This window comes from Streptomyces inhibens, assembly GCF_022221585.1.
Taxonomy (GTDB): Bacteria; Actinomycetota; Actinomycetes; order Streptomycetales; family Streptomycetaceae; genus Streptomyces; species Streptomyces inhibens.
The window spans coordinates 1,592,780-1,616,182 of sequence record NZ_CP084681.1; the positions used below are offsets into that span (position 1 = coordinate 1,592,780).

17 protein-coding genes are annotated in these 23,403 nt (G+C 74.6%); 4 read left to right on the forward strand and 13 right to left on the reverse strand.

Annotated features, from left to right (window positions below; translation table 11 throughout):
• Positions 1-3: 3 nt before the first annotated feature.
• From KI385_RS07465 to KI385_RS07500, 8 genes are all read right to left on the reverse strand, one after another.
• A complete protein-coding gene (locus KI385_RS07465; protein WP_238571421.1) occupies positions 4-4,689 on the reverse strand; it encodes a coiled-coil domain-containing protein in 4,686 nt (1,561 codons plus the stop codon).
• Between the two features lie 68 nt (positions 4,690-4,757).
• Positions 4,758-5,696: a hypothetical protein gene (locus KI385_RS07470; RefSeq protein WP_425356883.1), complete on the reverse strand. Its 939-nt coding sequence runs from the start codon at positions 5,694-5,696 to the stop codon at positions 4,758-4,760.
• Between the two features lie 136 nt (positions 5,697-5,832).
• Positions 5,833-7,356, reverse strand: a complete 1,524-nt coding sequence (locus KI385_RS07475; RefSeq protein WP_238571422.1) for a hypothetical protein — start codon at positions 7,354-7,356, stop codon at positions 5,833-5,835.
• A gap of 119 nt (positions 7,357-7,475) precedes the next feature.
• A complete protein-coding gene (locus tag KI385_RS07480; protein WP_238571423.1) occupies positions 7,476-8,561 on the reverse strand; it encodes a DUF2891 domain-containing protein in 1,086 nt (361 codons plus the stop codon).
• Positions 8,558-9,202: a pyroglutamyl-peptidase I gene (gene pcp / locus KI385_RS07485; RefSeq protein WP_238571424.1), complete on the reverse strand. Its 645-nt coding sequence runs from the start codon at positions 9,200-9,202 to the stop codon at positions 8,558-8,560. Before pcp ends, KI385_RS07480 begins: the two co-directional genes overlap by 4 nt.
• 79 nt (positions 9,203-9,281) lie before the next feature.
• Positions 9,282-10,250: a DUF979 domain-containing protein gene (locus KI385_RS07490; protein WP_238571425.1), complete on the reverse strand. Its 969-nt coding sequence runs from the start codon at positions 10,248-10,250 to the stop codon at positions 9,282-9,284.
• The gene (locus KI385_RS07495) at positions 10,247-10,957 is read right to left on the reverse strand and encodes a DUF969 domain-containing protein (protein WP_238571426.1); all 711 of its coding nucleotides are present in this window, start codon (positions 10,955-10,957) and stop codon (positions 10,247-10,249) included. The genes KI385_RS07490 and KI385_RS07495 overlap by 4 nt, the downstream gene beginning before the upstream one ends.
• A gap of 186 nt (positions 10,958-11,143) precedes the next feature.
• On the reverse strand, positions 11,144-11,887 hold the full coding sequence (locus KI385_RS07500; RefSeq protein ID WP_238571427.1) for a GntR family transcriptional regulator: 744 nt from the start codon (positions 11,885-11,887) through the stop codon (positions 11,144-11,146).
• A gap of 415 nt (positions 11,888-12,302) precedes the next feature.
• On the opposite strand from KI385_RS07500, the gene KI385_RS07505 reads away from it, so the two are divergent.
• Genes KI385_RS07505 through KI385_RS07515 form a run of 3 tightly spaced genes read left to right on the forward strand, consistent with a single transcriptional unit; the run spans position 12,303 to position 14,559 of the window.
• The gene (locus KI385_RS07505; RefSeq protein ID WP_238571428.1) at positions 12,303-13,079 is read left to right on the forward strand and encodes a LamB/YcsF family protein; all 777 of its coding nucleotides are present in this window, start codon (positions 12,303-12,305) and stop codon (positions 13,077-13,079) included.
• Complete coding sequence (gene pxpB, locus KI385_RS07510; protein ID WP_238571429.1) at positions 13,076-13,699, forward strand: 5-oxoprolinase subunit PxpB; 624 nt, start codon at positions 13,076-13,078, stop codon at positions 13,697-13,699. Before KI385_RS07505 ends, pxpB begins: the two co-directional genes overlap by 4 nt.
• Positions 13,696-14,559 carry a 5-oxoprolinase subunit C family protein gene (locus tag KI385_RS07515; RefSeq protein ID WP_238571430.1) on the forward strand — a complete coding sequence of 288 codons (864 nt, stop codon included), beginning with the start codon at positions 13,696-13,698 and terminating at the stop codon, positions 14,557-14,559. Before pxpB ends, KI385_RS07515 begins: the two co-directional genes overlap by 4 nt.
• Positions 14,560-14,587: 28 nt before the next feature.
• Here KI385_RS07515 and KI385_RS07520 read toward each other — a convergent pair whose 3' ends face one another.
• From KI385_RS07520 to KI385_RS07535, 4 genes are read right to left on the reverse strand one after another with little or no spacing between them, the layout of a single operon-like run.
• Complete coding sequence (locus KI385_RS07520) at positions 14,588-18,226, reverse strand: hydantoinase B/oxoprolinase family protein (protein ID WP_238571431.1); 3,639 nt, start codon at positions 18,224-18,226, stop codon at positions 14,588-14,590.
• Positions 18,223-19,140, reverse strand: a complete 918-nt coding sequence (locus KI385_RS07525) for an SGNH/GDSL hydrolase family protein (RefSeq protein WP_425357063.1) — start codon at positions 19,138-19,140, stop codon at positions 18,223-18,225. The genes KI385_RS07520 and KI385_RS07525 overlap by 4 nt, the downstream gene beginning before the upstream one ends.
• A gap of 23 nt (positions 19,141-19,163) precedes the next feature.
• Positions 19,164-20,405, reverse strand: coding sequence for a glycosyltransferase (locus KI385_RS07530; RefSeq protein WP_238571432.1), 1,242 nt, complete (start codon positions 20,403-20,405; stop codon positions 19,164-19,166).
• Positions 20,402-21,529 (reverse strand): glycosyltransferase family 4 protein, encoded by a 1,128-nt coding sequence (locus KI385_RS07535; RefSeq protein ID WP_238571433.1) that lies wholly within the window; start codon positions 21,527-21,529, stop codon positions 20,402-20,404. The genes KI385_RS07530 and KI385_RS07535 overlap by 4 nt, the downstream gene beginning before the upstream one ends.
• A gap of 187 nt (positions 21,530-21,716) precedes the next feature.
• Between KI385_RS07535 and KI385_RS07540 the strand changes: the two genes are divergently transcribed.
• Positions 21,717-21,941 (forward strand): helix-hairpin-helix domain-containing protein, encoded by a 225-nt coding sequence (locus tag KI385_RS07540; protein ID WP_238571434.1) that lies wholly within the window; start codon positions 21,717-21,719, stop codon positions 21,939-21,941.
• Positions 21,942-21,971: 30 nt separating this feature from the next.
• Here the strand turns inward: KI385_RS07540 and KI385_RS07545 are convergent, their stop codons facing one another.
• Positions 21,972-23,396 (reverse strand): HEAT repeat domain-containing protein, encoded by a 1,425-nt coding sequence (locus tag KI385_RS07545; protein ID WP_238571435.1) that lies wholly within the window; start codon positions 23,394-23,396, stop codon positions 21,972-21,974.
• Between the last annotated feature and the right edge of the window lie 7 nt (positions 23,397-23,403).

The window sequence follows — 23,403 nt, forward strand, 5'->3', positions numbered from 1 at the left end:
CCGTCACCCCGTGGCGCCCTCCGACGGCTCCGGGGAAGTGCGCTCTTCCGGGCGGCGGTACATCCGGGTCGCCGTGATCTGGCCGTGCACCACCTCTCCGGCCGGATCCTGCTGCGGCAGACCCGGTCGCAGATGCTCCTCGACGCTGATGTACTTCAGGCCGGCCCGCAGGTCCGCGTCGTTGCGCAGCCGGATGACCAGCGGGAACTCGGCGAGCGCGGTGGTGTCGAACAGGCCGGTGGTGTACAGGAGCTGAACGCCCAGCGCGTCGGCGACGGCGCGCTGCAGCTCCAGCAGATAGGTCGCATTGGCGCGGCCGATGGGGTTGTCCAGGAACAGCGTGCCGGCGTGCCGCTGCTTGTCGCGGCCCCGGTCGTTGCTGCGCAGCGCCGCCATCGTGCAGTACAGGGCGATGGCGGCGGTCAGCAGCTGGCCGCCGGAGAAGACATCGCCCATCTGCCCGACCGGCACCCGCTCGGCGCGCAGCACCGCGTCCGGCTTGAGGATCTCCACCGCCACGCCGCGCGGCTGGAGCGCCGCGCCGACACCGCGCAGCAGCAGGGACATACCGTCCCGCCGCAGATCGCTGTTCTTCCTGACCGCCGCGCGGGTCGCCTCGTCGATGACCTCGCCCAGCCGCTCGGTGAGCGTGGCCTGGTCGGGGTCCTCGAAGCGGATCCGCAGGAACTCCTGTCCGGACCACTCCCCCAGCCCCTCGGGCAGCCGGGACAGCCGCTGGGCCGAGCGCAGCGTCGTCAGCGACGACTCGACCAGGCCGCGGAGCCGGTCGACGATGGAGTCGCGGTTGCGCTCCAGCTGCTCCAGCTCGTCGGTGAGCACCCGCAGCCGGGGCGCGAAGGCCTCCGCCCACTTGACGGCGTGGTCCGGGAGGGCCGCGGCGGGCAGCTCACGGATCTGCTGCCGGGCGGGGGTACGGACCTGTTCGTAGCGGGTGGAGTTGGCGTGCCGTACGAGGATGTCGGAGGCCTCCCGGACCGCGGACTCGGCGGCGGAGAGGTCGGCGGCGCAGCCACGCAGGGAGCGGCGGGATTCGGCGGCGGCCTGCCGGGCCTCGTCGAGCCGGCCGGCGTACGGCTCGATCCGCGCGTCGCCCGTGTCGTCGGTGTCGTGGTGGTCGCGCAGCAGATCGCGCAGCAGGGCGGCGGTCTCGTCGAAGCCGCCGGCCGCGTCCTCGGCGGCGCGGTGGGCACGCAGCAGCTCTTCGTGCTGTGCCCGGGCGCCGTCCAACGCCTCGGTGGCGGTGGCCAGTTCGCCGGCCGCGGCGCGCAGCAGCTCCTTGGCGCGGTCGGCGTCCGCGGGGACCAGCTCCTCGGGCAGCTCGGTGTGCGCGTCGCCGTCGGTGGGGGCGAGCCGTTCGGCCTCGCCGCGCAGCCGGCCGAGCTGTTCGCTGGCGGCCGAGGCGCGGCTCTCCAGCATCTGCACCAGCGACTCGGCGCGAGCCGCGGCGGCCTGCCGGGACGGGCCGTCGGCGGCGTCCGGGCTCTGAAGGAGCGCCTCCGCGCGGGTGCGGACCTTGTTGGTGAGACGGTTCAGCTCGGCCAGGGCCGCGCTCTCGTCGCCCTCGGCGCGGGCCTGCTCGGCGCGCAGATCGGCGCCGACGCCGACCTTTTCGTAGAGCTGGGAGGCGGCGCGGTAGGCCTCGCGCAGCGCGGGCAGGGAGGTGCTCACGCCCTCGGGGGCCTCGCCCAGGTCGTCCGGTACGCCGGCGATCTCGGCGCGCTCGGCGCGCAGCGCGCGGGCGGTGCGGCGGGCGTCGTCGGCGGCCCGCTGGGCGGCCCTGCGGTCCTCGTCGGCGGCCCGCGCGCGATCCACGCACTCCTCGGCCCGGGCCTCGAACTCGGCCGCTTCGTCGGCGAGTTCGCGCAGCCGGGACTGCCAGGAGGCGCGCTCGCGCAGTCGGTGGGCGAGGCCGGCCAGCAGGTCGGCGGCGCGGCGGGCGCGCTGCGCGGTCTCCTGGCGCTCGTCGCGCACCCCGGTGGCCTCGGCCGCGACCTCGTCGGCCTCGGCGCGGGCCGTCCGGGCCTCGGCCAGCTCGGCGGCGGCCCCCTCCGCGGCCGTCCGGGTCTCCTCCGCGGTGGCGGCCAGCTCACCGAGGCGGCCGGCCGGGCAGCCCGTACGCCACGAGCCGAGCCGGGCGGCCAGCGCACGGTCCCCGGCGAGCCGGGCGGCCAGCGCCCGGATCTCCTCGTCACGCTCTATGGCGCGCGCTCGCAGCGCCTGGCGCTCCTCGTCGGCGGCGGATTCGTCGTGCATCGCCGGGTTCGGCGGGACGAGAAATACGCCGCTGTCCCGCTCGTCGGGGGCGGGCGTGGGCGCGAGCAGCGCGGCGGCGGTGCCGACCGCGACGGCCGAGCGCGGCAGCAGCGCGGCCTGGGCGAGCACCTCGCGGGCCCGTGCGTGGGTGTCGGGGTCCGTGATGATCACGCCGTCGACGAGCTCGGGGCGGGCGGCCAGCACCCGGGCGTGGTCGGCGGGGGCGACGGACTGGGCGAGATAGCGCCAGCCGGGCAGCGCGGGGACACCGTGCTCGCCGAGATACTCCACGGCGGCCAGCACATCGGGCCCCGGCGGCAGCAGCCCGCCGTCGCCCAGCGCGCCGAGGATCCGGGAGTCGTCGGCGGCGGCCGTCCGCAGGTCGAACAGCTGCCGTTCGGCGGCGGTGACGCCCTCCTCCAGCAGCTCGCGCAGCGCATCGGCGTTGCGGTCCAGCTCCTCGGCGGTCAGCGATCCGGCGGCGGGACGGCGCGGGGCGACCGGGTCCATAGGGGGCGTGGCCGTACGGGGGCCGGGCACCCCGAGGGATCCGGCCTCGGACTGCGGGAGGCCGAGGAGGTCGGCGAGCCGCTGCTCGGCGCCGATGGACTCGGCGGCCCGGCGCTCGGCGTCGTACGCACGCTCCGCCGCCTGCGCCGCGTCCTCGGCGCGGGCCGCCGCGAGCTCCGCGGCGGAGTGCCGGGCGGCGGCCTCGCGGGCGTGGTCGGTGGCCTGCCGGGCGGCCTCGCGGGCCGAGTCCCAGGCCTCGACGGCGGTCTTCTCGGCGTCCGAGGCGGCGAGCGCGGCCCGGGCCGGGTCGGCGTCGGGGGCGCTGTCGTCCAGCCAGCCGGCCCGGACGGCCTCGGCGGTCTCCTCGGCGACCTCGGCGAGCCGCTGCTTGAGGTGGTCGGCCTCGCTGCGGGCGCGCTGGGCGTGGGTGGCGGCCGTGGTGGCGTCGCGGTGCGCGGATTCGCCGGCTTCCTGGAGGGCGGCGGAGCGCTCCTCCTCCTCGTTGGCGATCCCCTCACCGGCCTCGGCCGCCGCATGCAGGGCGCGGACGAGGTCGGCGGCGGCGGTGGCGCGGGCGGCGAGCGCCGGTGCGGCGTCCCGCTCGGCCTCGCGGATGGCGGCGGCGACCCGTGTGGAGCGGTCGGCGGCGGCGCGGTGCCGCAGCGCGATCTCGGCGGCCTGCCAGGCGCTGTGCAGCGTACGGGCGTCGTTCAGCTCGCGGCGCTGGGCGGCGGCGCCCTTCTCCGCGGCGGCCAGCGCCAGCGAGGCGTGCCGGTAGGCGAGTTCGGCGGAGACCAGGGAGCGGCGCTCGCGGATCCGCTCGGCGTCGGTGACGCGGTGGGCCGCGGCGGCGACCTGTTCGGCCAGCTCGGCGGCGCGGCCGCGCTCCTCAGTGCCGCGGGCGTGCAGCCGCTGGGCGAGGCCGCGGGTGCGGCGCTCCGCGCCGGCGTGCACCTCACGGGCGCGTTCGCGCTGCTCGGCGGCGTCGGCGATGCGCGAGAGCAGGTCGAGGGAGCCGGCGGTGAAGTCCCGCTCGGCGGTCAGCTCGGCGCGCCGGCCGAGCTTGTGGGCGAAGCCGTGCACGAGGTCGGCGAGGCCGTCGGTGTCCCGGGTGTCGGTGACGGCACGCAGCAGCAGATCGGTGAAGTCCGAGTCGTTCTTGACCGCGAACAGGCCGGCGGCCTCGCCCTCGTCGGCGTTCATCTCCCGCTGGTAGCGGAAGAGTTCGGGGTCGAGGCCCAAGTGGCCGAGGTGTTCGTTCCAGCGTTCGTGGATCTCTTCCCAGACGACGTCGAGGTTGGGGTAGTTCTTCCCGGCCTCGGTGAGAACGTCGCGGAAGCCCTTCATCGTGCGGCGGCGGCCCTGGGCGCCGGAGGTGCCCTCGCCGCTCTCCTGGCGGGGGCGGACGACGGTGGCCTCGGCGACGGGGAGGGAGTCCAGGCTCATGCCGGGGCCGGGCCGGAAGCTGTACCAGGCCTCGGCGAACTTGCGGGGGTCGTTGGAGACCTGCCGGCCGCGCCATTCGCTGACCTTGCCGACGACCACGCTCTCGCCGGTGAGGACGTGCTGCCATTCCAGGGCCACATGGCCGCAGTCGTCGGCGAGCAGGAATTTGCGCAGCACGCCGGAGCTGGCGCCGCCGAGGGTGTTGCGGTGGCCGGGCAGCATCACCGAGAAGATCAGCTTGAGCAGGACGGACTTGCCGCCGCCGTTCTCCAGGAAGAGGACGCCGGCGGGGGCCGGGCGGCGTGGCGGGCCGACCGGTTCGTCCTCGAAGAAGTCCGCCTGGGCCGGGGCCGGTTGGGGCACGGGCGCGCCGACTCCGCGCAGGTCCAGCACGGTGTCGGCGTAGCGCGCACCGGCGGGCCCGATGGAGTAGAGGCGGACCCTGGACAGCTCGTACATGGCGGACTCTCGTTGTCGTGGCGGGTAGTGGTGCGGTGGTCGGGGCGGGCGGAGGTCGTGCGGCGCGGTCAGCCGGAGTGGAAGGGCAGTCCGGCGTCTGCGACCAGGTCGAGGTCGTCGGTGTCCTCGCCCGGCATCAGCGCGGCGCTGCCGTCGGTGACGGGGACGATGCCCAGCTCCAGCAGCTCGGCCATGGCGGCGCTGCCGGCCATGTCACGGACCTGGAGCTGATAGCGGGCGGTGGTGCGGTAGGCGCCGCCGGCGTCGTCGCCGGTGCGCTGCAGGAAGCCGGAGTCGACGAGGAAGGTGACGGCCTTGGCGATGATGCCGGTGGTCGAACCGGCCAGCCGCCGGGCGTCCTTGGTGGCGCCGGTCGCGCTGCGCCGGGCGTAGATGCGCCAGGCGGATTCCAGGCCGGGGGCGTCGGTGGCGGGGTCGGTGTTCTCGCCCTCCTGCTCGGCGCGCTCCTCCAGGCGGCGGCAGGCCTGCCGGACGAACGCGTCGACGCCGTTGACGGTGATCCGGCCGATGTAGCCGTCGTCGGCGAGGTCTTCGGGGCGCGGGAAGGCCAGCGCGGCGACCGCCAGATGTGCCAGGCCGTGCAGGAAGCGGTCGGCGGAGTCGGCGGAGGCGCGGCGGGCGTAGTCGCCCATGCGTACGGCGAAGACGGAGTCCTCGGCGGCGGTGACGGCCATCCCGGCGCGGGTGGAGACCTCCAGGACGACCAGGCCGAGGCCGGTGGCGACCGCGTCGGCGAGCCGGGCGAAGGCGGGTTCGTCCCGATAGCGGCGCAGCAGTTCGCCGTATTCGGCGTCGCGGGCGGGCAGCAGCTTGGGCTGGAGGCCGAAGGAGACCAGCCGGGCGGCGTCGGCGGCATCGGCGGGGGTGACGGGCGCCGGCCCCGCGACGGCCGGTTCGGCGTCGGCGGTGGGCACGCCCCGGCCCGGCCCGCCGGTCCCGGACGCCGGATCCGGCTGCGGCACCTCGTCGGCGTCGTACTCGGTCACGGAACAAGCTCCTTGCGGGGGACGATCTCGGACATCTCTGGCCGCCGTGGCGGTGGGCCGCCGCACGGCGGGGTCCGGTCCCGCTGGACCGGGCGCGCACCGCCGTTCGTCGGCCGTACGCCTTGGGCGCGGGGCATCAGGCCACCTCCGAGCGGTCGGCGGCCATCCCGGCGGCGTCCAGCAGGGCCGTGCCGACGATGAGGTCGGCGCCGCCGAACTCCGGGTCGGTCAGCTCGGTGCCGTCGTCGACGGCGAACAGCAGCTGCTGTTCGCCCTGGCGGTAGGCCGTGCCGACCGGCGGGCTGGCGGCGTGCACCGCCAGCAGGGCGACGAGGTAGGGGAGTTCGGGATCGCTGCGGCGCGCCTCGGCGAGCAGGCCGGAGAGTCGGCGGGGCGCGTCGGCGGGCAGGGCGAGCAGCGCCATCGCGGCGTCGAGCTGGGCCTCGCTGAAGCGGCTGTCGTCGGGGGTCGCCACCAGGTCGGGCTCGGGCATCTCGGCGCCGAGGTGCTCGCGCTCGACGGGCGGGGTCAGCAGCACCTCGACGAGGTCGCCGACACGGACGGCCGAGGGGGTGCGCAGGCCCGTGCCGTGGGCGAAGAAGGCGTCGGTGACGCGGATGGCCTGCTCGGCGGGGAGCGGCAGCAGGCGGGCGACGAGCTGGCCGTACAGGTCGAGTCCGGAGCGGGCGACGGGGGTGGCGAAGGCCTGCCGGTCCTGCTCAGCGCGGAAGAGCGGGCCGGCCTCCAGCAGCCGGGACTGGAGCTGGGTGTGGCGGCGGATGCAGTCCTTGACGATGTCGACGAGCTCGGCGGCGCGCCGCTTGTGCTCGGGCTCCTCGGTCTCGTCGCGGGCCTTGCGGATGTTGGTGAGGATGGCGTTCTCGTGGCGGTAGCGGTCCGCGACGTGGTCCAGCGCCTCGTTGATCATGTCGGGGACGGTTTCCAGCCAGTCGACCGCGCGGACATTGCGCCGGGTGGCGTCCAGGGTCCGGCGCAGGGTCTCGGCATACTGCACGGTGCGGTAGCGGGCCTGTTCGGCGGCGAGCTGGGCGTCGGCCAGCCGGCCGCGGTTGATCAGCACCTCCAGCTTGACCTCGGCGGCGATCTGGGCGCTGGTGACGTCCGTGTCGAGCGCGCCCACCAGGACGTTGACCGCTTCGTCGGTGGCCCGCAGGAAGACGGTGCCGCCGGCGCCGGGGACCTCCTCGATGAGCTTGAAGTCGTAGTCGCGGCGGACGTACTCGCCCTCGGTGTTGAAGGTGCCGTAGACGGCGCGGAAGCCGCGGTCCACGCTGCCGACGTTGATCAGATTCTCCAGCACCCAGCGGGCCACCCGCTCGTGCTCACCCGTGGGACGGCGGGGTGCCTGCGCGGCGACCCGCGGGAGCACCTTCGCCACTATCTCCTCGTGGTCGGCGCCGGTGTCGAAGTCCATGTTCAGCGTGACGAGATCGATGACGGCGAGCGCCACCTCCGCCATGGCGTAGATCCCGTACTCACCCGCGAGGTTGGCCTTGCGCACATCGAGGTCGTGCAGCGGTGCGGTGCACGCGAGGGCGCGCAGCCGACGGGCCAGGCCCTCGTCGGCGGCCGGGCCCGGCGCGGGCCGGTGAGGGCCGTTGAGCTGGGGCGCAGCGGCCCCCGGGGCGGGAAAAGTCACGTCGCACAGAGTAGGCGCTCGCACTGACAACGGACGAAACGGCGCGGATCCGCTCATGGGTGGAACCGCAGGTGGATCCGTTGACGGACCCTGGGGAGGGTCCTCGGCCGGCCGACGCGTCAGTCTACGGCGTCGCCCGCCGCGGCCGGCCGCCAGGTCCCGCCGTGCGCCGGCGGGCCGTCCAGCGCGAGGACGGCGAAGGTGGCGAGCCAGTGGTCGCCCGTGAAGTCTCCCGAGACGGTGTGCGGCAGCCCGGCGGCCAGGTGGTCCCGGGCCGCCGCCGCGAGGACGGCGCCGCGCGGATCGTCCGACGGCAGCGCGGCGGCGATCCGGCGCAGCGCGGCCGCCCTGCTGAGCGAGAGGCCGGTGAGATGGCCGATCTGCGGGTCGGCGGGGTCGGAGACGGTGGGCGGGCCGAGCAGCGCGGCCGGTGCGCGGCGCTCGATGCCGGGCAGGAAGCGGGCCAGCCAGGAGGCGAACTCCGCCTGCGGCAGTACCCGGCCCATCGCCTCGGCCTCGGCGAGCGCCGGCGACAGGAAGTCCTGGCCGGAGGGCTCCCAGTGGGCCGGCGCATCATGGTCGTCGGCGAACCAGCGCAGGAGTGTCCCGGTGACCGGAGCTGCCAGCTCCGGGCGGCCGGCCGCGGCTGCCGTGTCCAGGACCAGGCCGAGCGCGAACGCGCTGTTGGTGTGGGTGCCGTGCCGGACCGGGTAGGTGGCGCGCCGCAGCCAGCCGCGAAGGAGGGCGTCGACGGCCTCGGCCGCCGGTGCCAGGGCGGTGGCCCAGCGCTCCCCCGCCGCGCCGCCGAGCGCCCGGCACTCGGCGGCCAGGGCCAGCAGCCAGGCCCAGCCGTAGGGCCGCTCGAAGGCGGGGTGGGCGCGCAGATAGGCCGTTTCGACGGCGAGGTGGGCGGCGGTGAGGTGGCGGTCGAGGGCGTCGGTGATCTCGCTACGGGGGACCCGGTCGGGGCAGCGGCGCAGCAGCCGGACCAGCAGCCAGTGCATATGGACCGAGGAGTGCCAGTCGTACGACCCGTAGAAGGCGGGGTGGTGGGTGCGCGGCGGCACCAGGTCCTGGGGGCCGGTCAGCAGATGCATCGGCGCGTACGGGTAGGCGCGGACCACGTTGGCCAGCGCCAGGGCGGCGAACCGGTCGGCGTGCGGGGCGAGTGGGGCCGCCTCCTGGGCGGAGGGGCCGCCGCTCAATGGGTGGCCCCTTCGGCGACGCGGAGGTCGGTGACGGTGTGTGCGGCGGTGGCGGCGATCTCCCGCAGGGCCTGGGCCACCGCGCTGACCGGCAGCGAGGGCAGGGCGCGGTCGACGACCTGTTCCGGGGCGTAGGGGACGTGCACGAACCCGCCGCGGATGCCGGGGAGTTCGGTGGCGATGAGGTGGGCGAGGCCGTAGAAGACGTGGTTGCAGACGAAGGTGCCCGCCGTGTTGGAGACGGAGGCGGGCAGCCCGGCGGCGCGGACGGCCGCCACGCATGCCTTGATCGGCAGGGTGGAGAAATACGCGGCGGGGCCGCCGGGCACGATCACCTCGTCGATCGGTTCGGCGCCCGAGGCATCGGGGATGCGGGCGTCGTCGATGTTGACGGCGATGCGTTCGACGGTGATGTCGGGGCGGCCGCCGGCCTGGCCGACGCACACCACTATCTCGGGGCGGGTCTCCTCGATCGCGGCGCGCAGCACCGCGATCGAGGCTCCGTAGACGCAGGGCAGCTCGACGGCGGACGCCTCGATTCCGGCGGGCGGTTCGGCCGCGGCGGCGCGTACCGCCTGCCAGGAGGGATTGACGGATTCACCTTCGAAGGGGGCAAATCCGGTCAGCAGTACCCGGGTCATACGGTCATCCTCGGTGCGGCTCGATAACGATCGTGGGGGGGGGCGGCGGCGGAGTGCGCCGTGGTGCGGTGGAGCGGGTTCAGAAGGCGAACAGCGCCATGATCACGATGTTGCACCCGAGCAGCACGCCCGCGGTGGGCAGCTGCGCCTTGATGGGCCCGTACTGGTCCTTCAGTTCCAACAGGGCAGCCGGAACGATGTTGAAGTTGGCGGCCATGGGGGTCACCAGGGTGCCGCAGAATCCGGCGAGCATGCCGATGGCCAGGACCGCGGCGGGGTTGCCGTCGAAGTGTCCGATCAGGACGGGCCAGCCGACGGCCGCGGTCATCACGGGGAAGGCGGCGAAGGCGTTGCCCATGATGATGGTGAACGCGAACATACCGACGCAGTAGACGACGACCGCGATGTACAGGGAGTCCTTGGGCAGTACGGAGGTGGTGAGCTTGCCGACCTGGTCGCCGACGCCGGAGACCTGGAAGATGGCGCCCAACGTAGCCAGCATCTGCGGCAGCAGCATGGCCCAGCCCATCGCCTCCAGCATGGAGCGGCCGGACTGCACCGGCACGGACACCCGCTTCTCGCGCAGCATGATCATGCCGACGACGAGGGCGACGACGGCCCCGATGCCCAGGCCCAGGATGGTCTCGCTGCCCTCCTGGAGGACCGGCTCGCCCCCGATGGACAGATGCTTGACGCCGATGGCGCAGGCCATCGCGACGACGGGGATGGTGAGCGCGGGGACGAAGAGCTTGTTGCCGAGCTTGGCGGCGCTGGCGGTGCGCTGCTCGGGGGTGGTGGTGCGCGGGGTGCCGCGCCCGGTGAAGCCGAAGCCGGCCAGAACGGCCATCACGAGCACCGCGACGCCCAGCGGTTCGGCCGGCGCCTGCTTGGTGACGACCCAGCTGCTGTAGATGAAGCCGGCGCCGATCAGGCCCCAGAAGGCGCCGGTGCCGAAGCGCTTGGGGTTGCTGCGGTCGGTGGCCATCTGGGAGGCCATCACCAGGAAGCTGAGGCCGACCAGCCAATAGAACCACTCTGCCTTGATCACTGGGCTGCCTCCACTGCGGCGTTGGGCTGGACGTTGGCGGTGAGCAGTTCGCGCTCCAACTGGCGGTCCAGGCGCAGCAGTCGCCAGCCGTGGACCACGAACGCGCACACGGCGGTGGGGATCGCCCACAGCGCGAGGTGCAGCGGTTCGAGGTGGGTGCCGTAGGTGGTGTTGACGAAGCCGGTGATCAGCAGGATGGAGCCGACGGCGAGGAAGACGTCCTCCCCGAAGAACAGGCCGATGTTGTCCGCGCTGGCGGAGAACGACCTGACCTTCTCCCGTGTCCGGTCGGGGAGTTGGCCGTATGTGCGCTCGGCTGCGCCCTCGGCCATGGGGACGGCGAGCGGGCGGACGGTCTGGGCGTGCCCGAAGACATTGGTGAGCCCGACCGCGGCGCCTATCTGCCGCAGGCCCAGGTAGAGCGCGAGGAAGCGTCCGGTGGTGAGCTTGGCGAACCGGGCGATGAGGTTACGGGCCTGCTCCTGGAGGCCGTAGCGCTCCAGGAGGCCGATGACCGGGAGGGTGATCGCGAAGATCGTCACCGCCCGGCTGCCGGCGAAGCCCTCGCCGAAGGCGGCCAGCACCTTGCCGGGTGACAGACCACCGAGGAGGCCGGTCGCGATGCCGGCCACCCCGACCACCAGGAGGGGATTGCGTTTCGTGGCGAAGCCGATCACGACCACGAGCACGCCGAGGAGCACGATCATGGGTCCGCCTTCCGCGTACGGGACCCGGCACGGGTCCATGGGGAGCGATGAAGAGATTGCAGCGGAGGCTAGGCGATTGTTCAACGATCCGACAAGGGGTCTGCGGATACTGATCTGCAGCGAATTCCGTGCGGGTGCCGGGGCGGGCCTGGGGCGGAGGTCTGCGGCCGGCCCGCCCCCCGGATGTCACCCCTCCGCGATGCGCTGGGCGTAGGCCCCCGACAACTGGCTGCGCGAATCCTCCAGATAGGACAGCAGCAGCTGCTCGGCCTCGGCGGGGTCGCCGGCTTGCAACGCCTCGACGATCTGGCGATTGCGGGTCAAATAGGGTGCGTGGAAGCGCCGGGGATCGGCCATGACATGAAAGACCAGCCGGAGTTCGGCCAGTACACCGCGCATCAGCTCATCCGTGCGCGGGCTGCCGGCCAGGGCCACGATGCCCTGATGGAAGCGGATGTTGGCGGTCGAGAGGTCCTGCCACTCCCGGTCGTCGGAGGCGGCCTCACCGGCCCGCACGGCGGCCTCGATCGCCGCGATGTTTTCGGTCGTGCGGGCGTCATAGGGCCCCTCCCCCAGACCCCGTACCGCCGCGCACTCCACGAGCGTGCGCACCCGGTAGATGTCGTCCAGGTCCTCGACCGTCACCACCCGTACGAACACCCCGCGGTTGAGCTCGTGCACCAGCAGCCGCTCGTGGGTCAGCAGCCGGAAGGCCTCCCGCAGCGTGTTGCGCGAGACGCCGAGCGCACCGCCGATGCTCTCCTCCGAGAGCCGGGCGCCGGGCGGGAAGTACCCCTCGGTGATCCGGTCGCGCAGGATGTCGGCGACCCGCTCGGCGGTGCTGGAGCGCCCGAGCAGGGCACGGTCCCGTTCCAGGCCCGAGACCTCGGCGAGCCGCCACTGATCGTTCTTCGCCACTCCGCCGGCCATACCGCTCCCCGTTCTCGCACCGTGCCGGGCGGCGGTCCGAGGCCGTCCCGGGTGTCGTGGCGAAAGTCAATCCCAGATAGGGGGACGAGACAACACACCACCGGGCGAATGCACCGGCCCTCTTGTCGGATCGTTCAACGATCCCTTACGTTGTCCCCAACGCCGGTCGGCTCGAGTGCCCTCGGGGGAGAGTCACTACGGATACGGGCCGGCCGGCCGGAACGCCCCCGCCCGCCCCGCCCGCCAGCGGGCCGCCGCGCCCGGCGCGCAGCGCGCCCGACCGGTATCGAGCACCTCTGGAACGGACATACATGAGCGAGCGCAGCATGGGGGTCCCCCCGGCCGAAGGCTGGGGGAGAATCATGGAAAGGTGCGCGCCGAGCGAATGCGAGGCCGAGCGAAGCGAGGTTTCGGCATGAGTGACGCGGTGGCTCCTGCCGTCATCGATCTCAACGCCGACCTCGGGGAAGGCTTCGGCCGCTGGCAGCTCACCGACGACGAGGCGCTGCTGTCCGTGGTCACCAGCGCCAATGTCGCCTGCGGCTTCCACGCCGGCGACCCGGCCACGATGCGGCGGGTGTGCGAGCTGGCCGTCGAGCGCGGTGTGGTCATCGGCGCCCAGGTCTCCTACCGCGACCTGGCCGGCTTCGGCCGGCGCGCGATGGATGTGCCGCCGGGTGAACTGGCCGACGAAATCACCTACCAGATCGGTGCGCTGGAGGTCTTCGCGCGCGCCGCCGGTGCCCGCGTCGGCTACGTCAAACCGCACGGCGCGCTCTACAACCGCTGTGTCCACGACGAGGAGCAGGCCGGCGCCGTCATCGAGGGCATCCGCACCGCGGGCGGCGCGCTCCCGGTTCTCGGCCTCGCCGGCTCCCGGCTGCACGAGGCCGCCCGCCGGGCCGGGCTGCCCGTCGTGGGCGAGGCGTTCGCCGACCGCGCCTACACCGCCGAGGGCACCCTCGTGCCGCGCCGGGAGCCCGGCGCCGTACTCCACGACCCCGACGAGGTCGTCAAGCGCGCCCTGGGCATGGCCCGCGACCGCACCGTCACCTCCCTCGACGGCCGGCGGGTCGAGATCACCGCCCGTTCGCTGTGTCTGCACGGCGACACCCCGGGCGCCGCCGGCCTCGCCCGGCGCGTACGGTCCGAGCTGACCTCGGCCGGTGTGCGCGTACGGAGCTTCGTATGAGGCCGCTGCCGGTCGGCGAACACGGGCTGCTCATCGAGCTGGACGACGCCGAGGAGGTCGAGGCGCTGCACGCCGAGCTGCTGCGCCGGGCGGCCGACGGCACCCTGCCGCCGGTGCGCGAGATCGTGCCGGCCGCCCGCACGGTGCTTCTCGACGGTCTCACCGACCCCCGCGGGCTGATCGCCGAACTCGCCGCCTGGGACATTCCGCCGCTCACCGCCGGCGACCGGCCCGCCGTCGAGATCCCGGTCCGCTACGACGGCCCCGATCTCGCCGATGTCGCCGCCCTGTGGGACGTCACCCCGGACGAGGTGGTGCGGCTGCACTCCGCCACCGAATTCCATGTCGCCTTCTGCGGTTTCGCCCCCGGTTTCGGCTATCTGACCGGTCTGCCCGCGCCGCTGCACGTACCGCGCCGGGACACTCCCCGTACCAAGGTCCCGGTCGGCTCGGTCGCGCTCGCCGGCCCGTACACCGGTGTCTATCCGCGCTCCTCCCCCGGCGGCTGGCAGCTGATCGGCACCACCGACACCGTCCTGTGGGACCCGTACCGGGAACCCGCCGCGCTGCTCGCACCCGGCACCCGGGTCCGCTTCGTCCCGCAGGAGACCGCCCGATGACCGACCGCGCCCTCTCGGTCGTCCGGGCCGGTGCGCTCACCACCGTCCAGGATCTCGGCAGGCCCGGCCACGCCCACCTCGGCGTGCCACGCGCGGGCGCCCTGGACGAGCCCGCGCACCGCCTCGCCAATCGCCTGGTCGGCAACCCCGAATCGGCCGCCGGCCTGGAGACGACGCTGACGGGCTGCGCCGTCCGCGTCCGTACGGCCACCACCGTCGCCGTCACCGGCGCCCCCTGCCCGGTGACCGTCGACGGCCGTCCCGCGCCCTGGGGCGCCCCGGTCCGCGTCCCGGCGGGCGCCGTTCTGGACGCCGGGCCCGCCACCCACGGTCTGCGCTCGCACCTCGCCTTCGCCGGCGGGATCGACACCGAAGAGGTGCTCGGCAGCCGCGCCGCCGATCTCCTCTCCGGCCTGGGCCCCGACCCTCTCACCGACGGCGCGGTCCTCCCGCTGGGCGACCCGCACGGCCCGCCGGCCACCGCCGACGCCGTCCCGCACGCCGGCCCGGTGACGGAGCTGCTGCTGCCGTTCCTGCCGGGCCCGCGCGACGCCTGGTTCACCGACGCCGGTCTGCGCACCCTGACCACCGGCCGCTTCCGGGTCTCCCCGGCGAGCAACCGCATCGGTCTGCGCACCGAAGGCCCGCCCCTGGAGCGCGCCCGCTCCGGCGAACTCCCCAGCGAGGGCATGCCGCTGGGCGCCCTCCAGGTCCCGCCCGACGGCCTCCCGGTGCTCTTCCTGCACGACCACCCCACCACCGGCGGCTACCCCGTCATCGGCGTCGTCCCCGAGCGCTACCTGGCCCCCGCGGCGCAGGCGACACCGGGGACACCGGTGCGGTTCGTCCGCGCGCGGTAGCGGCGCTCCGGGGCCGGCGGGCGGCCGGTCAGCCGCCGTCCGCCGCCCCGTATCCGCCGCCGCCCGGCGTCCGCAGCACCAGTACGTCGTCCACGCCGACGTCCGCCGCGTCACAGCCCCGCAACTCCTCGCGCGAACCGTCCGCCCGCTCGATGGAGTTGGCGCCCAGCGCACCCGGGGCACCGCCCGCCATGCCGTACGGCGGGATCCTGCGGTGGTTGGTCAGCAGGGCGACGGTCATCGGTTCCAGGAAGCGCAGCCGGCGCTCGACCCCGCAGCCGCCGTGCCAGCGGCCCGCGCCGCCGCTGCCGGAGCGGATGGCGAAGCTGTCGACGCGCACGGGGTAGCGCCACTCCAGCACTTCGGGGTCGGTCAGCCGGGAGTTGGTCATATGGGTCTGTACCGCGTCCGCGCCGTCGAAGCCGTCGCCCGCGCCCGAACCGCTGGCGACGGTCTCGTAGTACTGCACGCGGTTGTTGCCGAAGGTGAGGTTGTTCATCGTGCCCGAGCCCTCGGCCTGGACGCCGAGCGCGGCGTAGAGCGCGCCGGTGACCGCCTGGGAGGTCTCCACATTGCCGGCGACGGTGGCCGCCGGGAAGACGGGGGCGAGCATCGAGCCCTCCGGGATCCGGACCTGGACGGGCTTGAGGCAGCCGCTGTTGAGCGGGATGTCGTCGGCGACCAGGGTGCGGAAGACGTACAGGACGGCCGCCATCACCACCGAGCTGGGCGCGTTGGCGTTGCCGGGCTGCTGGGGTGAGGTGCCGGCGAAGTCCAGCACCGCGCTGCGGGCGGCGCGGTCGACGGTCAGCGCGACATGGATCTCGGCCCCGCTGTCGGTCTCGTAGCGGCAGCTGCCGTCCGACAGGCCCGCGATGATCCGCCGCACCGATTCCTCGGCGTTGTCCTGGACGTGCCCCATGTAGGCCTGTACGACGTCCAGCCCGAACTGTTCGGTCATCCGCCGCAGTTCATGGATGCCCTTCTCGTTGGCGGCGATCTGGGCGCGCAGATCGGCGAGGTTGGCGTCCGGTGCGCGCGAGGGGTACGGGCCGGCGGTGAGCAGTTGGCGGGTCTCGCGCTCGCGCAGCTCGCCGTCGCGTACCAGCAGCCAGTTGTCGAAGAGGATGCCCTCCTCCTGGATGGTGCTGCTGAAGGCGGGCATCGACCCCGGGGTGATGCCGCCGATCTCGGCGTGATGGCCGCGGGAGGCCACCAGGAACAGCAGCTCGGGCCCGTCACCCGCGGCGTCGGCCGCCGGTGTCCCGGAGAAGACGGGGGTGACGACCGTGACGTCGGGGAGGTGGGTGCCGCCGTGGTACGGGTCGTTGATCGCATACACGTCGCCCGGCCGCATCTCGTCGCCACGGCGCCTGAGCACCTCCTTGATGGACTCCCCCATCGAACCCAGGTGCACCGGAATGTGCGGGGCGTTGGCGATCAGATTGCCCTCGGCGTCGAAGAGCGCGCAGGAGAAGTCGAGGCGCTCCTTGATGTTGACGGAGTGCGCGGTGTTCTCCAGTCGGACGCCCATCTGCTCGGCGATGGCCATGAAGAGGCTGTTGAAGACCTCCAGCATCACCGGGTCGGCTTCGGTGCCGACCGCGACCCGGTCGGTGCGCGGCCGGGTCCGGGTCAGCAGGAGGTGGCCGCGGTCGCCCATGGCGGCCTGCCAGTCCGGGTCGAGGACCGTGGTCGCGTCCTCCTCGGCGATGATCGCCGGGCCGGTGAGGGTGTCGCCGGGGCGCAGGTCGGTGCGCCGGTGGAGGGCGGTGTCCCGCCAGCTCCCACCCACGTACATCCGGACCGTGGCGGCGGGCGTCAACTCGCCTTCCCTGCCCCCGGTTTGCACCTCGTAGCCGCGTGCGCCGCCGGCCTCGCCCAGCGCCTCGACCGAGACCGCCTCGGCCACCAGTGGTTTGTCCATGGTGAAGGCGTAGCGCTCGCGGTGTGCCCGGACGAATTCCGCGGCCATGGTGCCGGCGTCGGCCAGGGGGACGCCGATGGTGGAGTCGGTCCCGGCGTAGCGGATGAGCACCCGGGCGCGGGTGGCGATCGACGCGTCCGGCACCCCGTCGTCGAGGAGTTCGCGCCGGGTCTGCCCGGCGAGCGTCTCGCACACCTCGTGTACGTGGTCGAGCGCCGCGGCGTCGGTGAACTCGGCCTCGACGGCCTGTTCGCGCATCGCGGTGGCGTCGGCGACCCCGATGCCGTACGCGGAGAGCACGCCGGCCAGCGGCGGGACGAGGACCGTGTTGACACCCAGCGCGTCGGCGACCGCGCAGGCGTGCTGGCCGCCGGCGCCGCCGAAGCTGGTGAGGGCGTATCGGGTGATGTCATGGCCGCGCTGGACGGAGATCTTCTTGACGGCGTTCGCCATGTTGAGTACGGCGATCTCCAGGAATCCGGCGGCGACTTCCTCGGGGCCGCGGTCGTCCCCGCTCTCGGCGGCGGCCCGCCGGGCCAGCTCGGCGAAGCGGGTGCGGACCACCTCGGCGTCCAGCGGCTGATCGCCGTCCGGCCCGAACACGGCGGGGAAATGGCCGGGCTGGATGCGTCCGAGCATCACATTGGCGTCGGTGACGGCGAGCGGGCCGCCGCGCCGGTAGCAGGCCGGTCCGGGGTCCGCGCCGGCCGAGTCGGGGCCGACCCGGTAGCGGCGCCCGTCGAAGTGCAGTACGGAGCCGCCGCCGGCCGCGACGGTATGGATGTTCATCATGGGCGCGCGCATCCGTACGCCCGCGACCTCGTTGCCGAAGACCCGCTCGAACTCGCCGGCGTAGTGCGATACATCGGTGGAGGTGCCGCCCATGTCGAAGCCGATCACCCGGTCGTGGCCGTCGCCGGCCTCGGCGGCCGTACGGACCATCCCGACGACGCCGCCCGCCGGGCCGGACAACACCGCGTCCTTGCCACGGAAGTGCGCCGCCTTGCGCAGTCCGCCGTTGGACTGCATGAACATCAGCCGGATGCCGGGGAGTTGGGCGGCGATCTCATCGACGTAGCGGCCCAGGATCGGGGAGAGATAGGCGTCGACGACGGTGGTGTCGCCGCGCGGCACCAGCTTCATCAGCGGACTGACCTCGTGCGAGCAGCTGACCTGCGCGAAGCCGGCCCGTCTGGCCAGCTCGGCGACGGCCTCCTCGTGGTCGGCGTACCGGTAGCCGTGCAGCAGCACCACGGCGGCGCTGCGCAGGCCGTCCGCGCGGGCCCTGATCAGCGCCCGGCGGACCGCGTCGGTGTCCAGCGGCCGGACGAGCTCGCCGTGCGCGCCGACCCGCTCCGGCACCTCGATCACCCGGCCGTAGAGCGCCTGCGGCAGCACGATCCGGCGGTCGAAGATCCGCGGCCGGTTCTGGTAGGCGATCCGCAGCGCGTCCCGGAAGCCTTCGGTGGTCAGCAGCACCGTCGGCTCGCCCGTGCGCTCCAGCAGGGCGTTGGTGGCGACGGTGGTGCCCATCTTGACGACGGAGACCCGCTCGGCGGGCACCGGCTCGTCCGGGCCGAGACCCAGCATCATCCGGATGCCGGCCACCGCGGCGTCCCGATAGCGCTCGGGGTGGTGCGAGAGCAGCTTGCCGGTGACCAGCCGCCCGTCCGGTCGCCTGCCGACGACGTCCGTGAACGTGCCACCGCGGTCGATCCAGAACTCCCAGCGTCCGGTCATCCCGCCATTGTCGCAGCGCCCTTCACGGTGGCAGCGGCTTTCGGCTCGGACAGCGCGGCCAGCGCCGTCCGCGTGGTGTGCTCGGCGGCGGCGTCCAGCAGCCGCCCGGACCCGGCCAGGCCGTGCCGGCACTCCTGGAGCGCCAGGGCGAGCAGACCGGGCAGCAGATCGGTGCACCGGTCGGCGACCCAGCGGGTCCCGCGGGTCGCCATCCAGAGGGCGGAGGCGATGCGGGTCGGCGGCGGGCCGTCGAGCGTGAGCGGGGGCGGCGGTCCGACGGGCCGGCCGGTGTCGGCGAGCGCCGTGTGGAAGCCGCGGGCCAGCAGCCGGTGGCCGCGCTCGCTGGGGTGCAGCCGGTCCACGCTCCAGGAGGCGCGCTCGGCGACCCACGCATGGTCGGCCAGATGCAGATGGACGCCGCCGTAGCGGGCGGACACCGCATGGACGACGGTGTTCACGGCGCGCATCCGGCGGGCCAGCGGACGGGACAGCGGTCCGGGCAGCCCCAGCATCCGGCCCGGGTCGGGCAGACACGCCGTCAGCACCACGGCCCCGTCGGCGCTCAGCGCGCGGTGTGCCAGGTCCAGTGCGGCGGCCACCCGCTCGATGGCGAAGGCGCCGCGCAGGGTGTCGTTCGCCCCGACGACCAGCGACGCGAACCGGGGTGTGAGTTCGCGCGCGGCGGGCAGTTGCCGCTCGGCGACATCCGCCGCCAGCGCCCCGCTCTGCGCCAGGTTGACCAGCTGTACGGTCCCCGGCCGCTCGCCCAGGGCCGCGGCGAGCAGTGCGGCCCAGCCGCGCCAGCCGCCGCCCGGCACGGGATCGCCCAGCCCCTCGGTCAGCGAATCGCCGAGCGCCACAAAGCGGGCCGGGGCCGCGCGACGATCGCCGCCGCCCGGCGTCTGCACCGGTATCGGCACCCCCTCAGGTCTCACCGTCACCACCCGCCCCGCGGTCCGGTCGGGTGCGGGGCCACCGGCGCGGTGAGCGGCCGGCCCACCGGCGCGGGCGCGTCGTGCGCCGCCAGGAAGGCGTCGATGGCGGGCTGCCAGCCGTACCCCTCGGCCCGTTGGCGGGCGGCGGTACGCCGGGCGGCCTCGGGCCGGGCCAGCACCCGCTGGACGGCATCGGCGAAGGACGGCCCGTCGTCGAGCGCCGTATCGCCCCCGTTGCCGACGAGACCGGCCAGCGCCGAGGCCGCGCTGGCGACCACCGGTGTGCCGCAGGCGAGCGCCTCCAGGGCGGCCAGCCCGAACGTCTCGGCAGGTCCGGGCGCCAGCGCCAGATCGGCACCGGCCTGCAGCGCGGCCACCCGGGACCGGTCGGCGAGATGCCCGAGGAACGCCACCGGCAGCCGCTCGGCCCGCACCCGGGACTCCAGCCGCGCCCGCAGCGGCCCGTCACCGACCACCACCAGCGCCGCATCGACCCCGCGGCGCCGCAGCTCCGCCAACGCGTCCAGCGCCCGGCCCGGCCGCTTCTCCTGCGACAGCCGGGAGCAGAGCAGCAGCAGAACCTCGGCCCGTCCGGCACAGCGCCGCCGCAGCTCCGCGCTGCGGCAGTCCGGGTGCCAGGCGGCGAGGTCGACACCCAGCGGCGCGCGCACCACATTGCGGGCGCCGGCCCGGGTGAACTCCGCCGCCGCCCACTCGGTGGTGCACACCACCCGACTGTAGGCGTGCGCCGTACGGCGGTTGAGCCGGTCGGCCGCGGTGCGGGCGAGCGGGCGCGGTACGCCCCAGGTGCGCAGCACCCCGTCCACGCTCTCGTGCGAGACCATCACCGCGGGGACCCGGGCCCGGCGCGCCCACTCCCCCGTCCAGCGCAGCGTCGTACGGTCGGAGACCTCCAGCCGGTCGGGGGCCAGCGCGTGCAGCAGACGCTGTAGCCGGCGGCGGTCGGTCAGCATGCGGTAGCCGCCGCTGCCGGGCAGCTCCGGTCCCGGCAGGGTGATCACCCGCCCCTGTCCGGTGAGTTCGTCCCGTATGCCGCCGGTGCCGTCCGCGCCGCGCGAAGCGCCGGGTGGTCCGGGCACGATGAGCACCGGCTCGTGCCCGGCGGCCCGGTAGCCCGCGCCGAGTTCGCGCAGTGCGGTGCGCAGCCCGCCGGAGGCCGGGGTGACGAAGTTGGCGATCCGGACGATCCGCAGACCGCTCCCGGTCGTACGCCGCGGGTTCATGCCGCCACCGCCGTCCGGTCGGCGAGCACGGCCTCGTAGTGGCCCAGGAGCTGGTCGCCCACCGCCTCCCAGGTGCGGTCGGCGACGGCTCTGCGGGCCGCGGCGCCGTACCGTACGCGCAGCTCGGCGCTGCCCCCGAGGAAGCGCACCGCGTCCCGGAACGCGCCCCCGTCGCCCGGGGTCACCAGCAGCCCCGTACGGCCGTGGTCGACCAGGTCGAGCGGTCCGCCCGCGCGCGGCGCCACCACCGGCAGACCGGAGGCCATCGCCTCCTGCACGGTCTGGCAGAAGGTCTCGTACGGCCCGGTGTGGACGAAGACGTCCAAGGAGGCGTAGAGCCGGGCGAGTTCATCGCCGGTGCGGCGGCCCAGGAAGCGGACCTCGGGCAGCGCGGCCCGCAGCCCGGCGGCGCTGGGGCCCTCGCCGATGACGACGGTGCGTACGCCCGGCAGCCGCGAGGTCTCGGCCAGCAGCCGGACGTCCTTCTCCGGCGCGAGCCGTCCCACGTACCCCACCAGTAGCTCCCGCCCCGCGGCCAGCGAGCTGCGCAGCACCGCGTCGCGCCGCCCGGGGTGGAACCGCCGGGAATCGACGCCGCGCGGCCACAGGTGGACCCGCGGTACGCCGTGCTCCGTCAGATCCAGCAGCGCCGCACTGGAGGGCGCCAGCGTACGGTCGGCGGCGGCGTGCACCGCCCGGATGCGCCGCCAGGCCGTGGCCGCGCCGCCACCGAGGTAGGTACGGGCGTAGCGGCCCAGGTCGGTCTGGTAGACGGCGATGGCGGGGACCCGCCGCCGGGCGGCGGCCGCCATCCCCCGGGCGCCGAGGACGAAGGGGCTGGCGAGGTGCACCAGGTCGGGCCGGTGGTCGGCGAGCGCGGCGGACAGCCGGCGCCCGGGGAGCGCGATACGTACCTGCGGATAGCCGGGCAGCGGCACCGAGGGCACCCGGACGACGGGGCAGGGGCTCTCGTACGTACCGGCGGCCGGTGCATAGCCACCGAGCGGCGTGATGACCAGTGGATCGTGCCCGCGCCGGACGAGGTGCCGGGCGGTTTCCAGGGCGCAGTGGGCGACGCCGTTGACATCGGGCGGGAAGGATTCGGTGACGATGACGACACGCATACGGCTGTTGTCGGCGCGCCGTGCGTGGAGGGGGCCAAGGGGATCTTTCCAGCCGGCGAACGTCCCATGAGCGTTCCCCTGCGCCTGGCGTGGGGCGCCCCCGCGTACGGCGTGCCCGGGCGGCCCGGGCGCCCGGATGTCACGCTGGAAACGGACCTGACGGCGAGCGGACGACGAGGAGAGCCCAGTGACGGCGGACGACGCGGAGACGGGCGAGCCCTCGGACGGCATTCCCCCGCAGATCGGCGCCCCGGCACGCAGGGCACTGGAGCGGGCGGGCTATCTGCGGCTGTCGCAGCTGGCCGGGGCCAGCGAGGCGGAGCTGCGGCAGCTGCACGGGATGGGACCCAAGGCGCTGGGCCTCCTGCGTGATGCGCTGGCGGCCCAGGGGATGTCGTTCGCCGAGGAGTGAGCGGACCGGCCGCCCCTTGACGCCCCGGTCTCACACCGCCGAGGCGTCCGGCCCGAATCTGCTGCGCACGGCCGTCTGGACCTCGTCCTCCTCGGCCGGGTCGGCGGCCAGCCGGCGGAGCTGCTCGACGACCCGGTCGTCGCCGGTGGCGGCGTGCCGGGCGGCCAGTTCCCGGGTGGTCTCCTCACAGTCCCACAGGCACTCGACGGCGAAGCCGGCCGCGAAACCGGGGTCGGTGGCGGCGAGCGCACCGGCGGCCCGGCCGCGGAGCTGGGAGGAGGACGTCTCGCGGTAGATGTGCCGCAGGACGGGGGCGGCGCAGGCGACGCCGAGGCGGCCGGCGCCGTCGACCAGCTCCCACAGGCCGTCCGCGTCCGGACCGTCCTCGCGGACGGTTCTGCGCAGCGCGGCCAGCACCAGCTCGGCATCGCGCCGACCACCGCGGCGGGCGAGCACCGCGGCGGCGGACACGCCCAGCCGGTCCGTGCGACGCGCCCAGACACGGGCCCGCTCGACGGCGGCCACACTGCGCATCCGTTCGAAGGAGGCGAGCGCGGCGGAGGCCAGCTGCTCGGAGGAGAAGGGGTCGACGGCCGCGGCCTCGATCAGGTCGAGGACGTCCGGATCGCCGCGCTCGGCGAGGTGGTGGAGCACGGCGGCGCGCGCCGCGTCCGGTCCGCTGCGCGCGGCGCGCAGCAGCTCGGGGCGGTCCTCGGGGCCGACGACGGCGGCCAGGCAGCGGGCGGCGGCGAGGTGCCGGTGCTCCGCGGGCTCCAGGTCCAGGCCCTGCTGGGCCCACTCCAGGACCTCGGCCACGCTCCAGCCGGGGCGCGGCCCGCGCGGCCGCAGCTGTCGCTGCCAGCGGTCGAAGGAGCCCTGCTCACCGGCGGCAGCCAGTCGTGCGCCGTAACGGGCGTCCTCGGCCCACAGCCGCCAGGGCCGCGGCTCGAAGGCGTCACGGACGGCGGCGGCCAGCTCGGCATCGCCCTGCTCGGTCTCGGGGAAGCGGGCCAGGACGGCGGGGGCGAGGCTCATCAGCCCGGCGTCGTCGTCACGCAGAGCGAGCTCGTCCAGGGCCCAGCGCCAGTTGCTGCCCGCCGCGGCGTAGCTGCGCAGCAGCAGCCGGGCGGCGTCCCTGCCGTACGCGGCGAGGTGGCCCAGCACCGCGAGCGCGAGGCCGGTGCGCTCCTCCCCCGCGTCGACGAGGTCGTCGGGGTGGAAGAGGTGGCGTTCGATCTCCTCGAGCCCGCCGTCGAGCTGCATGTAGAGGCGCGCGTAGTAGAGCGAGCGGTTCTCGACCTGCCAGTCGCGTCGGGGGTCGCGCAGCACACTGTCGTTGAGTGCCGCGAGCGCCTCGGCCCGCGGCGCCGCGAGGGCATGCAGCGTCCCGTCGCCGCGGCCTCGCTGAAGGAGGCCGAGCAGGGTGCCACTGGGCGCTATGTCTGGATCGAACATGAGGTCA